This window comes from Gelatiniphilus marinus (assembly GCF_042684345.1).
GTDB lineage: Bacteria > Bacteroidota > Bacteroidia > Flavobacteriales > Flavobacteriaceae > Gelatiniphilus > Gelatiniphilus marinus.
In genome coordinates, this window is sequence record NZ_JBHULK010000003.1 from 188,674 (window position 1) to 203,324 (window position 14,651).

A 14,651-nucleotide genomic window follows, 5' to 3' on the forward strand; every position below is an offset into this window, starting at 1 on the left:
AATAGATAAAACCGAAAGTTTTTAACCAATTAAAAGCCTTATTAACAGTTTGCCTATTTTTGTGCAATGCGGTTTATAAAGCAACTTTTTGGCTTTTATGTTAACGGGAGTGTCCATGTGGCGTTATCTGTGTTTTCGTTAACATGGATTACCTTAATTGAGCATCGTGCCCCATACGATAAAAACCTATTGTGCTTTGTGTTTTTTGCAACCATTGTAGGTTATAATTTTGTTAAGTATTTTGGGCTTGCTAAATTTCATTACAGGGGTTTGGTGTTGCCAAAAGCCATGCAAAAGTTAAAATCCATAAAGGTGTTTTCGTTTTTCTGCTTTATGTGCATGGTGTATTTTGCTTTTGGATTGCACATAAACACATTGGCCTGTATTCTTGTTTTTGGGGCAATTACCTTTTTTTACGCCATCCCTTTTTTGCCCAAGCATTTTTTTGTAGATGCCCAGCAAAACTTAAGGAGCATTTCGGGTCTAAAAATTTATTTAATAGCATTGGTTTGGTGTGGCGTTACCGTTTTTTTGCCTATAGTAAACCAGCAATACAATATTAGCGTTGATTTGGTTTTAACGGGAATTCAGCGCTATGTTTTTATCTGGGTTTTAATGCTGCCCTTTGAAATTAGGGATTTGCGGTACGATAGTTTAAAACTTTCAACAATTCCTCAAAAAATAGGTGTTAGGCAAACCCGGGTTTTAGGTGTTTTGTTATTGGCTGGTTGCTTTTTTGTTGATTTTTTTAAAGTTGGGACCGCTACCTCAAATACCATCGTGCTATTAATAATAGCTGTAATTACAGGGGGTTTTCTGGTAGGCTCTAAAGTGGGGCAAAAGCCCTATTACAGTGCTTTTTGGGTTGAAGCTGTACCTGTTTTATGGCTAGTGTTATTGCTTTTAAGCTAGTTTAAATGTTGGCTAATGGCTTTGTCCAGGTTCTTTTTCATTGATGCTTTACGGGTATTGTCTAAGCATTCTATTTTCGATTCCTTTATTTTTTTTGTAAGCAGGGTGTTGTTTTTTGTGTATTTCCTGCAGGCTCTGCAATATAATAGGTGTATGTTAAGTTTTATCAATTCCCAAAGCGTGGCCTCTTTGTATTGGGTTTTATCGCATACATGGTTTGCTTTATCGCAAGGCATCATAATCTTCATAATTAAAACCAATTTTCTTTTAAGCAATCTGCCATAGCGGTACGTGCTCTATGGATTATTACCCAAAGGTTAGACGCTGTAATGTTAAGTTCATTACAAATTACCTGGGTTTCAAAACCTTGAATGGTTTTCATTTTAAAAACCTCGGCCTGTTTTTTAGATAGTTTGTCCAAACAGTTGTGTATTGCTTTGCCCAATTCTGCATTTTGCAAAGTGTCTTCGGCTGTTTTATCGAAGGGGTCGGCAACACGTTCTTCAAGCCAATCGCCTTCGGTTTCAGAGTCTCCGTTATAGGTTATGCGTACTTCTGCCTTTCCTTTTTTAGAATTTATTTTACGATAGTGATCAATAATTTTTCGTTTTAAAATTGAAATTAACCACGTGCGCTCGCTCGCTTCGCCTTTAAAGTTTTTCATCGATTTTAAACCCGCCAAAAAGGTGTCCTGTACTAAATCTTGCGCAATCTCTCGGTCGCTAACTCTAGTAATGGTATAGTTAAATAAGTAGTCTGCGTATAAATCAATCCACTTATTCGGGTCTATTTGATGTTTGGGCATTTTCGGTGCAATTGTTTTTTTTTTTTTTTTTTTTTGAATACCAAAAATAAGGTAAATTATTTAATTGCACTTTTTTTGAGTATTAGATTTTAATCTGTGTTATAATGCTAAATTGTATTACAACTCTTTTATGGCGAGTTTTTTACGTAATTTGGGTTGTTGCTGCGTGGTGCAAATAAATGCTAGACCTAGCATACATAAGTTAATTTAATTAATCAATCTGGCACGCTTTAACAAAGCTTCGGGCTCTGGTGCTTTTCCGCGAAAGCGTTTGTAAAGTTCCATGGGGTTTTCTGTGCCACCTTTACTTAATATGTAATCTTTAAATTTGGTAGCGACTTTTTTGTTAAAAATACCAGCTTTTTCAAAATACTCAAAGGCATCGGCATCTATAAACTCTTCATATTTGTAAAAGTTAAAACAAATTAACCAATGCTTCAAAAGACTAAAGGGTGGTATTTTTTGCAAAAAAAAATATTATGAAAATCACAAAAAAAATAGTATATTACAGGTACTAACAAAACCTTAAATAACAATAATTTATGAGCTCAGTTGAATTAATAAATCAGCACAACATCTCTCAAGAGATGTTGTGTGAAATATTTGAAGATGCTTACTTAAGTGTTGTAAAATCAGAGAAGGGTAATGGGGTATATATTTCTGAAAGATATAACACATGGTTTGACATTGATGATAAGAAAAAAGAGTACATTAGATTTAGTGTTGTACTTAAAATTAACCTTAGTGTTAACGAACAAGACATGAACCGTGCTATAAACGAGGTAAATAAAAAGTACATGATGTCGAGGGCATTTTGCAACGCAAATACTGTTGAGATAGATTATTACCTTTGGGTAAACGGTGGTATTGACAAAAAAAATCTGATATTTACCTACAAATTTTTCTCGATTGCAAGTACGTCTATGGCGCAGTATTTACTAGGTTGTAATGTTTTAAGTTAATTTAATTAATCAATCCGGCACGCTTTAACAAAGCTTCGGGCTCTGGTGCTTTTCCGCGAAAGCGTTTGTAAAGTTCCATGGGGTTTTCTGTGCCACCTTTACTTAATATGTAATCTTTAAATTTGGTAGCGACTTTTTTGTTGAAAATACCAGCTTCTTCAAAATACTCAAAGGCATCGGCATCTAAAACCTCTGCCCATTTGTAGCTGTAGTACCCAGACGAGTAACCACCTTGGAAAATATGCGAAAACGAGGTGCTCATACAGTTTTCTGGTACCTCTGGAAATAGATTTGTTTTTTTAAAAACCTCTTCTTCATGCGCTTTAACCGATGTAATGGTATCGGCAAGATTTGTTGCATGCCATTTCATGTCCAGTAAGCTAAAGCTAATTTGTCGCAGCGTTTGCATGCCTTCGTGAAAGGCGGCCGATGCTTTTATTTTCTCTATTAAATCCATTGGAATAACGGCACCTGTTTGGTAATGTTTGGCAAATAGCTCTAAAGCTTCTTTTTGGTAACACCAATTCTCCATAATCTGACTTGGCAATTCAACAAAATCCCAATACACATTGGTGCCCGATAAACTGGGGTAGGTACTGTTGGCAAGCATGCCATGTAAGGCGTGCCCAAACTCGTGAAACAAGGTAGTAACTTCGTTAAAAGTTAATAACGATGGTTTGCTTTTTGTGGGTTTTGTGAAGTTGCAAACTATAGATATGTGTGGTCTTTCGTTTATTCCATTTTTTATGTATTGAGGTTTAAAAGAGGTCATCCACGCGCCGTTGCGTTTGCCTTTTCTTGGGAAAAAATCGGCATAAAAAATAGAGATTAAGTCGCCTTTATTATTGGTTACCTTATAAGTTGATACATCGTCGTGGTAAGTATCTATGTTATTTATTTCTTCAAAGTTTAAATCGAACAGTTTATTGGCCACCGTAAACGCACCATGTATTACGTTTTCTAATTTGAAATAGGGTTTTAGCTTTTCGTCATCCAAATCGAACAGCTTTTGTTTTAGTTTTTCGGCGTAATAGGCAGAATCCCATTTTTCAAGCTGGTCTATTTGGTCTAGTTCTTTTGCGAAGCTTTCAAGTTTATTAAATTCTGCTTTTGCGGCTGGCTTTGCTTTTTCTAAAAGGTCGTTTAAAAAGTTGTTTACCGTTTCTGGTGTTTTTGCCATACGTTCTTCTAAAACAAAATGTGCATGGGTTTTATAGCCTAAAAGCTTAGCTCGATCTTGCCTGAGTTTGGTAATTCTTAAAACGATTTGCTGATTGTCTAAAGCATCGTTTTTAAAGCCTTTGGCACCAGAGGCAATAGCGATTTCTTTTCTTAGTTCTCGGTTATCTGCATAGGTAACTAGTGGGATAAAGCTAGGATAATCTAAAGTAAATAACCAACCTAATTTGTGTCTAGATTCTGCTAATTGAGCGGCGGCTTCTTTTACGCCATCGGGTAAACCGGAAAGCTGGTTTTCGTCTGTTATTTGTATGCTAAACCTGTTGGTCTCGGCTAAAACATTTTCGCCAAACCTGAGCTGTAATTGGCTTAGTTGCATATCTATACTGCGTAGTTTTTCTTTGTCTTTTTCGGGTAAATTGGCACCGTTGCGCGAAAAGCTTTTGTATTTTTTGTCTAATAGGGTAAGTTGTTCTGTGCTTAGGTTAAGCGTATCTTTTTTATCGTAAACTTGTTTTACGCGTTTAAATAAGGCTTCGTTTAAAGTAATGTCGTTACTAAATTCTGATAGTAAGGGCGATACTTCTTGGGCTATTTTTTGAATATCATCGTTAGTTTCGGCCGAATTCAAATTAAAAAAAAGACTCGAGATTCTATTTAATTGCTCGCCAGAAAACTCTAATGCTTCAATGGTGTTTTTAAAACTGGGAGCGTCTGTATTTTTGGTAATCGCATCAATTTCTGCTTTAGCATTGGCAATGGCCGTTTTAAAAGCTGGAAGAAAATCGCTGTCTTTTATTTTAGAAAATGGTGCTGTGTTGTAGGCTGTGTTAAAGGTGGTGTTTAATATATTTTTATCCATAATTTAATAATTTGTTAAAAAAGCGGGTTTATTATGCGTACATAATAAAAATTTTATATTTTTGCAGCAGATTTTTCAAAGGAGTTGTTTTTAACTCATAAGAATTATTGTTAATAGCTGTAAAAACCTCGGATTTATTCGGGGTTTTTTTATTGGCTGTTTTAAGTTTGTTAGGTATTAATATTTGATTCAAAATAAGACAGGCTTTTAATTTTCTGAAGCTTCAGTTTTGTTTATTGTAAATCTTTTGCAGAGTCTTTTACCATTTGTTTTAAGCCTTCTTTGTAAACTAAAATTTTATCTAAAACACAGGTATCGTTAGCGCCTATTATTTGAGCGGCCAATATGCCAGCGTTTTTGGCGCCATTTAATGCCACTGTTGCAACAGGCACGCCACCTGGCATTTGAAGAATAGATAAAATAGAGTCCCAACCATCAATAGAGTTACTGCTTTTAATAGGTACGCCAATAACGGGAAGTGGCGATAAAGAGGCTATCATTCCGGGTAAATGGGCAGCACCACCGGCTCCGGCAATTATTACGGCAAATCCTTTGGTGTGGGCATGCTTGCCGTAATCGAATAGTTTTTCGGGTGTGCGGTGTGCCGATACAATATCGATTTCAATTTCTATATCGAATCCTTTTAAAATATCTATGGCTTGTTGCATAATGGGAAGGTCGCTTTTGCTTCCCATAATTATTCCTACTTTATTCATTTTCTGAATTAATTAAATTTATAATCACATTTATTAAAATGTCTTTTTCTTTAGGATGGCTTTCTGCAATCATTAAGGTTAAAGCTACCAAAGTACTATTGTTTATTTTTTTTGTACCGTTGGTATTGTAAAGAAAATTATTTTTATCAAGATACCAAACAAATAGCCATGCGGCAATTCTTTTATTGCCATCTGTAAACGAATGGTTTTTTACCACTAGATATAAAAGGTTTGCAGCTTTTTCTTCAATGCTTGGATAAAGGGGATTGCCATCAAAAGTTTGGTCTATCACGGCGATAGAACTTTTAAAAGACGCATCTTTTTGATTGCCAAACAAATCTGAAGCCCCAAATTTTACCCTCAATTTGTAAATGGCGTTAATGGCCTCGTTATAATTTATTTTAAAGATTGCTTTTGTAGTGGTTGTTGGTTTTTCTACTCTTTGGTAATCGTAATCGTCTAAAATATCCAAGGCCTTGGTATAATCGTCTAAAACATCGATAAGCTCTTTAGGTTCATCTTCTAAAATATTGTTGTTCTTTAAGGTTCGGGTAATTAATTGAACCTTTTTTTTTAGCTGAATTAACCGATTTTCATTTTTTGTGTAGCCTTTTATTAAATGATCCTTGATGATTTTGTTTGACCAAATTCTAAACTGTGTTCCTTTAGCGGAACTAACTCTGTAACCTACAGCCAAAATCACATCAAGATTATAATAATCTATTTGACGTGTTATTTGTCTTTTGCCTTCCTTTTGAACTGTTGCATTTTTTGCAACAGTTGCGTATTCGGGCAGTTCTTTTTCTTTATATATATTCCGTATGTGCCTTGAGATAACAGATTTGTCCCTATCGAAAAGCTCAGAAATTTGATTTAGATTTAGCCATAAGGAATTATTTTCATAAGTTACTTCAACTTGAATTTCATCCTCTTTTTTGTAGATAACAATAGTGCTCATACAATAGTATTGAACTTATGCAATTTTTGCACTAGTTCAAATTTGGTATTTCATTTTTTACGATTTATTCACTTATTACTTTAATTGTTTTCTTTACATCTTCAGCAACTCTGCGTGCTTCACTTAAATCTTCGTTAACAATGGTTACGTGTCCCATTTTCCGGAATGGTCTGGTTTGTTTTTTACCGTAAATATGTGGGGTAACACCGTCCATTTGCATTATGGTTTCAATATTTTTGTAAACCACATTACCTGTGTAACCTTCGGCTCCAACCAAATTTACCATTACACCTGCCGCTTTACTGTCGGTACGTCCCAGAGGTAAGTTTAAAATGGCTCTAAGGTGTTGTTCAAATTGCGAGGTGTAGCTAGCTTCAATAGTTTGATGCCCCGAATTGTGGGGTCTGGGTGCTACTTCGTTTATTAAAATCTGGTTGTCTTCGGTTTGAAACATTTCAACAGCCAAAAGCCCAACATGGTTAAATGCTTTTGAAACGCTTAACGCTACCTTGGTTGCTTTATTGGCAACTTCATCGTTAATTCTTGCGGGGCAGATTACATATTCCACTTGGTTGGCTTCAGGATGAAATTCCATTTCAACAACCGGAAATGTTTTGGTTTCGCCCGATGCATTTCGGGCTACAATTACGGCCAATTCGTTTTTAAAGGGTACCAATTGTTCTGCAATGCATTCTACATTTGGTAAATCTTTTAAATCTTGAATTGTTTTTACAATTTTCACGCCTGTGCCATCGTACCCAAACTGTGCTGCTTTCCATACAAAAGGCAGGCTTAATCCGCCATGGTTTATAGCGTCTTTAATTTCAGAAGTATATGCAAAACGAGAAAACGGAGACGTTGGTAAATTGTTATCGACATAAAACAGCTTTTGTGTAGCTTTGTTTTGTATGGTACGTAGTGTTTTTGACGACGGATATACTTTTTTGCCTTCTTTTTCAAGAGCTTCTAGGGCATCAACATTTACGTTTTCAATTTCAATGGTTAAAACATCAACTTGTTTTCCAAAATTATAAACGGCATCGTAATCCATTAGGTCGCCCAAATGGAACTCGTTGCTGGCAATTTTACAAGGAGCTTCGTTACTCGCATCTAAAACACAGGTGTAAATATCGAACTTTCGGGTGTCGTTAAGTAGCATTTTTCCTAATTGGCCACCACCAAGAATGCCGAGTTTAAAATTTGAAGAAAAATAATTCATGTTGTTTGTTTCAAAAAATGTAATCAATTTAGGCAAAAATACATTTTAATATCAAATTACTTTGCAAATCGTAAATCAAAAAATCGGTAATCGCTAATCTATTGATTATCTTTGCATCTTTAAAAAATAAAATGACCGTGATAAAGCTACACGATAAATATTTTAAACCCTTTATTTCTGCTGAAGAAATCGATGCCGCCATTACACGTTTAGCCAATGATATTTCAAAAGATTTAGGAGACGAAATACCAGTGTTTATAGGTATTTTAAATGGTTCGTTTATGGTGGTAAGCGACTTTGTAAAGAAATACCCAAAACCATGCGAGGTTACCTTTATAAAATTGGCGTCTTACGAAGGGGTAAAGTCCTCGGAAGATATCCAGCGCTTAATTGGTTTAACCCAAGATTTATCTGGGCGAACGGTTGTAATTCTAGAAGATATAATAGATACAGGGAATACCCTGGCAGAAGTGCACCGCATTTTTAAAAACGAAAACGTAAAAGCACTAAAAATCGCAACGCTTTTTTATAAGCCCGAAGCCTATAAAAAGGATTTTAAATTGCATTATATTGGCATAGAAATACCCAACAAATTTATAGTGGGCTTTGGGCTAGACTATAATGGTTTAGGGAGAGACATACCAGAAGTTTATCAAATAAAACAAACACAACACATGACAAATTTAGTACTATTTGGCCCTCCGGGAGCAGGCAAAGGAACACAGGCAAATTTTTTAAAAGAAAAATATAACTTGGTGCACATCTCTACGGGCGATGTTTTTAGATTTAACATTAAAAACGAAACCGCTTTAGGTATGCTGGCAAAATCTTATATGGATAAAGGCGAGCTCGTTCCAGACCAAGTAACTATTGATATGCTGGAAGCCGAAGTTGAAAAAAATGCCGATGCCAACGGGTTTATTTTTGATGGATTTCCCAGAACCAATGCCCAGGCCCAAGCCTTGGACAAGTTAATGGACAGTAAAGATTCTAATATAAATGCCATGGTAGCTCTAGAGGTTGATGATGAGGTTTTAGTTGAACGTTTACTAAAAAGAGGTAAAACAAGCGGAAGAGCAGATGATGCCGATGAGTCTATTATAAGAAATAGAATTGCAGAGTATTACAATAAAACGGCAATTTTAAAAGACTATTACTCGGCACAAAACAAATACTATGGAGTTGATGGGGTTGGAAGCATTGAGGATATTACGGTGCGTTTATCATCTGTAATTGATAGTTTATAGTCTGATTGTCATTCCTGCGAAAGCAGGAATCCATTTTTAAAACTCAGTTTCAATTAATAAGATTCCCGCCATAGTTTATCTTGAGCGAAGACGAAAGGCGGGAATGACAAAAAGCATGACAGAGGGAAATTTTGTTGACTACGTAAAAATGTACGTCGCTTCCGGTAACGGAGGTAAAGGTTCTGCGCATTTACATCGCGAGAAATACATAACCAAAGGCGGTTCAGACGGCGGCGATGGCGGTAGAGGCGGGCATGTTATTCTTAGAGGAAATTCAAACCTTTGGACCCTCTTACCTTTAAAATTTAAAAAACACATACGCGCAGGCCATGGCGAACATGGTAGTAAAAGCCGCAGCACAGGTGCCGATGGCGAAGACATGTATGTTGATGTGCCTCTGGGAACCGTAGTTAGAGATACCGAAACCAACGCTATTATTTTTGAAATTACAGAGCACGGTGAAGAAAAAATTATTGTAAAAGGAGGGAAAGGCGGATTGGGCAACTGGCACTTTAAATCGTCAACAAATCAAACACCACGATACGCGCAACCCGGACTTCCGTTAGAAGAAAAACACATTACCTTAGAGCTTAAAATACTTGCCGATGTTGGTTTGGTTGGTTTCCCAAATGCTGGAAAATCTACACTTTTATCGGTGGTAACATCAGCAAAACCCAAAATTGCAGATTACGAGTTTACTACTTTAAAACCCAATTTGGGCATTGTTGAATATCGCGATTTTAAAACCTTTGTGATGGCCGATATTCCTGGTATTATTGAAGGTGCTGCCGAAGGGAAAGGGCTTGGGCACTACTTTTTACGACACATTGAGCGTAACTCTATTTTACTGTTTTTAATTCCAGCTGATGCCGATGATATTAAAAAACAATACGATATTCTTTTAGATGAATTGCGCCGATACAACCCCGAAATGTTGGATAAAGAGCGTATTATAGCCATTTCAAAATGCGATATGCTCGATGCCGAATTAAGGGCAGAACTTAAAACCGAGTTGGATAACGAGCTGCCCATTCCATATTTATTTATTTCATCTGTGGCACAACAAGGTATTACAGAACTTAAAGATTTACTTTGGAAGATGTTGAACGATTAATTTTACAGAAGCATTAATTTTTTTAAATTTAACTACCGTTTTTATCGTAAATACAGGTTTGCGTCATGCTGAACTAGTTTCAGTATATCATAATTTCTAGAATCTCGATTTATTTATGCGAACCTCAAACAAGTTCAGGGTGGCTAACAAATCAATAAAAGATATTCAGAATCCTAAATTAAAATTTCAGAATGAAAGAAAAGATCAAAGGCATCGTAGAAATCAACGATAATAAGTTAAGCCGGTATTTTGCTTTTTTTATTCAAGCGCTTATCCTTTTATCGGTTGTTACGTTTTCAATTGAAACCATTCCTAATTTAAAACCACAAACCAGAACCATTTTACAATCCATCGAATGGTTTAGCGTTATTGTGTTTACTTTAGAATACCTTTTAAGAATTTATGTGGCAGACCACAAACCCAAGTTTATATTCAGTTTTTTTGGTATTATAGACTTGCTCGCCATTTTACCATTTTATTTGTCATTTGGAGTCGATTTACGCTCATTAAGAGCCTTGCGTTTTTTGCGTTTATTCAGAATTTTGAAACTTGTGCGTTACAATAGAGCCATGAATCATTTTACACGGGCCATAAAATCGGCCAAAGAAGAAATTTTACTTTTTATATTCATTACGCTTATTTTAATTTATTTTTCGGCCGTTGGGATTTATTATTTCGAAAATCAAGCACAGCCACAGCATTTTTCGTCTATTTTCGATAGTTTGTGGTGGGCCATTATAACGCTTACCACCGTTGGGTACGGCGATGTTTACCCCATAACCGTGGGCGGAAAGGTGTTTACTTTTTTTATATTAATGATTGGTTTGGGCATTGTGGCGATACCAACAGGCATAATTTCTTCGGCTTTAACAAAATCGGTTGATAAAAAGGAAAAAGAATAAAGCGTTTCGATTCCTTCACAATAGTTATTGGAATTTGCGGGAATAACAATTTAAGTGAAAACACCGGTGCAAGCATACGGGGAATTTTTTTCGATTAAAATCGTTTTAAAATCCAATCTTTAATTATCTCTAAAGCTATAGGAGAAAAGGTTTCTTCAATTTTTATATACTCACTTGGGTTTCCGGTTTCTGAAGTTTGAAACAAATGATTTAAACCTTCTAATTCCTTAATGGTAACATCCTTATTATTTGCTTTTTTAAGTGCCTGTTCAATGCCGTTTAAATTAAGCTTAGGTAGTACTTGTAAATCTTTGCTTCCGTTTAAAGCCAAAACAGGACAATTTGTTTTAGCATAATAATCTTGAGGGTTGGTTTTTATAAACGTAGTTAGCCACTTATTACTTGCAAGACTGTTAAATTTATCAATAAGTTGGTCGTTTATATAAAAAGCATAAGGGCTAGATGCATTATCCTCTTTATAAGCATTTAATTTAGATTTTATTTTAAGCTTTATTTGAGTGCTATCAGTTTCTGTTTCAATTACATTATAGGCCATTTTAGAAATAGTGTCGTTAAATTTTAAGGTTGCTTCTGGCGCACCCATTTGTTTTGCTATTTCCCAAGATTGCGTAAGAATAACTTCGCTACCAACAATGCCAGTACCGGCAAGAGAAACAATAAAAGCCACATCTTTATTTTGTGATGCCACTATTGGCGCAATTAAACCGCCTTCACTATGTCCAATCAATCCTATTTTAGCATCATCAATATCTTTTCTAGTTTTTAAATACTCAATAGCTGCATCAACATCGGTGGCAAAATCAAAAGTAGTTGCTGAATTAAAATCGCCTTCAGATTTCCCAATACCTCTGTCGTCATATCTTAAAACCGCAATACCATTATTAGATAAGTAATCAGAAAGCACTAAAAATGGTTTATGTCCCATAATTTCCTCATTTCTGTTTTGAGGGCCGGAGCCACTAATTAGGATAACAACGGGTGGATTTTTTATGTCTTTTGGCAAAGTAATTGTGCCTGCAAGTTTTATGCTATCTGCATTGTGGTTTATAAAAAATAATTCTTCAGATGTGTAATTAAAAGGTGTTTTTGGTGTTTGTGGGCGGTTGCTTTGTGAAACTGTTGTTAGCGAGAATAAGCAAAAAAACAATAGTGTACAAGTCGTTTTAAATTCCATAGAGATAGTGCTTTGATATTGATTAAATATCGGAATAGAAATTCAACACACAAAATAATTAACTTTATTATTTATCTCAAAGGCATAATTTTTGATTAATTTTATAGAAAATTATTGCTATGAAATTTCTTAAATTAATTACACTAATCTTATTAATTAACGCCTGTGCCCCCATTCGTGTTAATTACGATTTCGATACAAGCACAAACTTCTCAAAATACAAAACCTACAACTATTACGCCGATATGAAAACGGGTTTAAGCGATTTGGATACCAAACGTTTTTTGGATGCTTTTGATGCAAAAATGCAAGCAAAGGGTTTTAGTTTAGCCGAAAAACCAGACTTTTTTATAGATATAAAAAGTAGCGAATTTAAAGCAGCACAGCGCAATACCGTTGGTGTTGGTTTAGGTGGCGGCGGACGTAATGTTGGCGGAGGTTTATCAGTTGGTATTCCTATTGGGCAATCTGGAGTAAATAGAAAAATAACTATAGATTTTGTTGACGAAAACGGCAAAGGCCTTTTTTGGCAAGCCGTTAGCGAATCTAGTTATAACCCCAATGCATCTCCGGAAAACAGAACAGCGCGTTTAAATGCTATTTTGGATAAAGTATTAGTTAACTATCCACCAAAAGAATAGCTCTAGTTTTTTACAAAACGCTTACTTGTTAAAAGCATGTTGTTTGAGTAAACATTTACCAAATACATGCCTTGGCTTAAACGGCTAATGTCAACTTCATTGTTTTTGTAATTAGATATTTTTGTTGATTTCAACTTTTTACCATCTAAACTTATAATATCTACTTTTAAGTTTGCTGCATTTTTACTTTCTACTTTTAAGTTTAAAATATGGTTTGAAGGATTTGGAAATAACGAAATATTAAAATTGTTTTCTTTGCTAATAATAGCATCAACTCCTAAAGCCGATTTTGTAATAGTCCAAGCAACGGTGTAAATATGGGTGGTTTCGTGGTTATCAATTCTTAGCATGGGCGAATCATCGTGCACCACAACGGTTAAATTATTGGTTCCCGTATTCAAATCGGTTTCAATAATAGAAACAGCATCCACATCATTTTCATAATTTGAAGCGTTTAAAGTCCATGTGCTTTTTAAGGTATTTGGGATGGGTTTAATTAAATTTAGCTGAAAATCGATAGGAAATGCCGTAGGGGTTACCGAATTTGAAACTGGTAAATAAGAGTCTATAGGCCCAACTAAGCTGTGTATTTTTTCAATAATACCTTCTTTACAAACCGAGCAGAAAGGAACACCTAAATAGCGCATTTTACAGCTTTGGTGTGGCCTATTCCAAGTTGCAGCCACCCCTGTTGTTCCATAAGGGTAAATACCAATATTATTAGTTCCTATCCAATTTTTCCATTTTACCAAATTCGTGTTTGTTTCTTGAGTCATATTAATAGCTTCAAAAGCATGAATATCGCCAGGGTAATATTCATCTCTTAAATTAAAGAGAGAGTGCCCTAATTCGTGTATAATAATTTCATTGGCACTACTCCCGGTTGATGAAACAGCGTAAGGTCCACCAGCGCCACCATATTCAGGAGAGTTAACTAAAATTATAGGTTGGTCGTATTCCGGGAAATTTTTAGCTAACACATTATAAACAATCGAGGAGTTATAAGTATATAATAATCTGTGAAACCCAGAGGTATCGAAAGAGGTGTTAAAATAGGTGTCTTTGGTAGCGGCAGGAAAAACAGGTTCTGTAACATCGGTTGCGTTGGCAGGATGATCTGTACCACTTTCGTTCGATGGTACTTTTACGGCATAAACATTAAAATAATTGGCATATTCTTTAAATGGAGGTTGTGTAAAGATTTCATTTGAAAAGTTTGTGGCATCTGCAATAAATTTTGAAAATTCATTGGTTTGATAGCCTTCACTTAAAAGGACAAGGTTTATTCTTTTATCATTGTCGCCCGATTGTTTAATCGTGTCAACATCAAAAATTTGAGCATTAACAAATCCTATGTTTAGCAAGCATAATGCATAAAGTAAACAATACTTCATAATGATTGGATTTTAGTTTTTATAAGCGGCTTTGTTTTTGATAGAGGTGTTGTAACTTCGTTGATACTGATAAATTTCGTATTTTGTTCTAGCTTTAGTTTTAATGAAAACTCAACTTCCTTTAGTACTACTTTTTTTCTTTGGAATTGTTTTGAATTGTCAACAAATTCAAAATTTTTTATAAGCGGGTTTCTTATAGTGATACTCTGTAACACATTTAAATTTTTATCAAGTTGATTGCATATTAAATCGCCAAAAGTACCGTTATTTATATCCATACTTTTTTTCAACCTTCCGTTGGCAATTATTTTATTAATAAACTGAATGTTTTTTTTGCCTTTTTCATCTTCAGAAATTTTATAATTTAAAAAAATGAGTTTGGGGTTTGTTTCTTCAACAGTAGCATTTTGAATAACATCTTTTTTTGAAGCACACGAATTTATTATTGTACAAACAAACACTATTAAAGGTAAAGCAATATTTTTGGGTGTTGCTTTTTTCAAAATAAAAAAGGTTAAGTTTTTAAAACAAAGTGTAAAGTTAAT

Annotated in this window: 15 protein-coding genes and 1 pseudogene; 6 read left to right on the forward strand and 10 right to left on the reverse strand. The window is 35.0% G+C overall.

The features are described from left to right. The first annotated feature begins 66 nt into the window (after window positions 1-66). Window positions 67-912, forward strand: coding sequence for a hypothetical protein (locus ACFSQS_RS09660; RefSeq protein ID WP_388017731.1), 846 nt, complete (start codon window positions 67-69; stop codon window positions 910-912). On the opposite strand, the gene ACFSQS_RS09665 is transcribed toward ACFSQS_RS09660, so the two are convergent. The 3 genes and pseudogenes from ACFSQS_RS09665 to ACFSQS_RS09675 all read right to left on the reverse strand — a co-directional run. Next, window positions 909-1,160 (reverse strand): hypothetical protein, encoded by a 252-nt coding sequence (locus ACFSQS_RS09665; protein ID WP_388017734.1) that lies wholly within the window; start codon window positions 1,158-1,160, stop codon window positions 909-911. The two genes, ACFSQS_RS09660 and ACFSQS_RS09665, sit on opposite strands and share 4 nt — an antisense overlap. A 2-nt stretch (window positions 1,161-1,162) precedes the next feature. After that, a complete protein-coding gene (locus ACFSQS_RS09670) occupies window positions 1,163-1,717 on the reverse strand; it encodes a sigma-70 family RNA polymerase sigma factor (RefSeq protein ID WP_388017737.1) in 555 nt (184 codons plus the stop codon). 207 nt (window positions 1,718-1,924) lie between these two features. Continuing rightward, window positions 1,925-2,128, reverse strand: a pseudogene (locus tag ACFSQS_RS09675) (M3 family metallopeptidase); the annotation flags it as partial. Between the two features lie 131 nt (window positions 2,129-2,259). On the opposite strand from ACFSQS_RS09675, the gene ACFSQS_RS09680 reads away from it, so the two are divergent. Then, window positions 2,260-2,679 (forward strand): YbjN domain-containing protein, encoded by a 420-nt coding sequence (locus ACFSQS_RS09680; protein ID WP_388017740.1) that lies wholly within the window; start codon window positions 2,260-2,262, stop codon window positions 2,677-2,679. Window position 2,680: 1 nt separating this feature from the next. On the opposite strand, the gene ACFSQS_RS09685 is transcribed toward ACFSQS_RS09680, so the two are convergent. From ACFSQS_RS09685 to ACFSQS_RS09700, 4 genes are all read right to left on the reverse strand, one after another. Next, window positions 2,681-4,720, reverse strand: a complete 2,040-nt coding sequence (locus ACFSQS_RS09685; protein WP_388017743.1) for a M3 family metallopeptidase — start codon at window positions 4,718-4,720, stop codon at window positions 2,681-2,683. Window positions 4,721-4,953: 233 nt separating this feature from the next. Beyond that, complete coding sequence (gene purE / locus ACFSQS_RS09690; RefSeq protein WP_388017746.1) at window positions 4,954-5,436, reverse strand: 5-(carboxyamino)imidazole ribonucleotide mutase; 483 nt, start codon at window positions 5,434-5,436, stop codon at window positions 4,954-4,956. Next, window positions 5,429-6,394 (reverse strand): RhuM family protein, encoded by a 966-nt coding sequence (gene rhuM / locus ACFSQS_RS09695; RefSeq protein WP_388017749.1) that lies wholly within the window; start codon window positions 6,392-6,394, stop codon window positions 5,429-5,431. The genes purE and rhuM overlap by 8 nt, the downstream gene beginning before the upstream one ends. Window positions 6,395-6,458: 64 nt before the next feature. Then, entirely contained in the window at window positions 6,459-7,613 is a 1,155-nt protein-coding gene (locus ACFSQS_RS09700; RefSeq protein WP_388017752.1) for a 5-(carboxyamino)imidazole ribonucleotide synthase, read from the reverse strand. A gap of 137 nt (window positions 7,614-7,750) precedes the next feature. Between ACFSQS_RS09700 and ACFSQS_RS09705 the strand changes: the two genes are divergently transcribed. From ACFSQS_RS09705 to ACFSQS_RS09715, 3 genes are all read left to right on the forward strand, one after another. After that, window positions 7,751-8,860, forward strand: coding sequence for an adenylate kinase (locus ACFSQS_RS09705; protein WP_388017755.1), 1,110 nt, complete (start codon window positions 7,751-7,753; stop codon window positions 8,858-8,860). Window positions 8,861-8,975: 115 nt separating this feature from the next. Continuing rightward, window positions 8,976-9,974: a GTPase ObgE gene (gene obgE / locus ACFSQS_RS09710; protein ID WP_388017758.1), complete on the forward strand. Its 999-nt coding sequence runs from the start codon at window positions 8,976-8,978 to the stop codon at window positions 9,972-9,974. Between the two features lie 191 nt (window positions 9,975-10,165). Further along, window positions 10,166-10,876, forward strand: coding sequence for an ion transporter (locus ACFSQS_RS09715; RefSeq protein WP_388017761.1), 711 nt, complete (start codon window positions 10,166-10,168; stop codon window positions 10,874-10,876). A gap of 94 nt (window positions 10,877-10,970) precedes the next feature. On the opposite strand, the gene ACFSQS_RS09720 is transcribed toward ACFSQS_RS09715, so the two are convergent. Further along, window positions 10,971-12,071 (reverse strand): alpha/beta hydrolase family protein, encoded by a 1,101-nt coding sequence (locus tag ACFSQS_RS09720; protein WP_388017764.1) that lies wholly within the window; start codon window positions 12,069-12,071, stop codon window positions 10,971-10,973. Between the two features lie 119 nt (window positions 12,072-12,190). On the opposite strand from ACFSQS_RS09720, the gene ACFSQS_RS09725 reads away from it, so the two are divergent. Beyond that, window positions 12,191-12,712 (forward strand): DUF4136 domain-containing protein, encoded by a 522-nt coding sequence (locus ACFSQS_RS09725; protein WP_388017767.1) that lies wholly within the window; start codon window positions 12,191-12,193, stop codon window positions 12,710-12,712. Between the two features lie 2 nt (window positions 12,713-12,714). Here the strand turns inward: ACFSQS_RS09725 and ACFSQS_RS09730 are convergent, their stop codons facing one another. Together ACFSQS_RS09730 and ACFSQS_RS09735 are read right to left on the reverse strand one after the other, a co-directional pair. Beyond that, the gene (locus tag ACFSQS_RS09730) at window positions 12,715-14,106 is read right to left on the reverse strand and encodes a T9SS type A sorting domain-containing protein (RefSeq protein ID WP_388017770.1); all 1,392 of its coding nucleotides are present in this window, start codon (window positions 14,104-14,106) and stop codon (window positions 12,715-12,717) included. After that, window positions 14,103-14,609: a hypothetical protein gene (locus ACFSQS_RS09735; protein ID WP_388017773.1), complete on the reverse strand. Its 507-nt coding sequence runs from the start codon at window positions 14,607-14,609 to the stop codon at window positions 14,103-14,105. Before ACFSQS_RS09735 ends, ACFSQS_RS09730 begins: the two co-directional genes overlap by 4 nt. Between the last annotated feature and the right edge of the window lie 42 nt (window positions 14,610-14,651).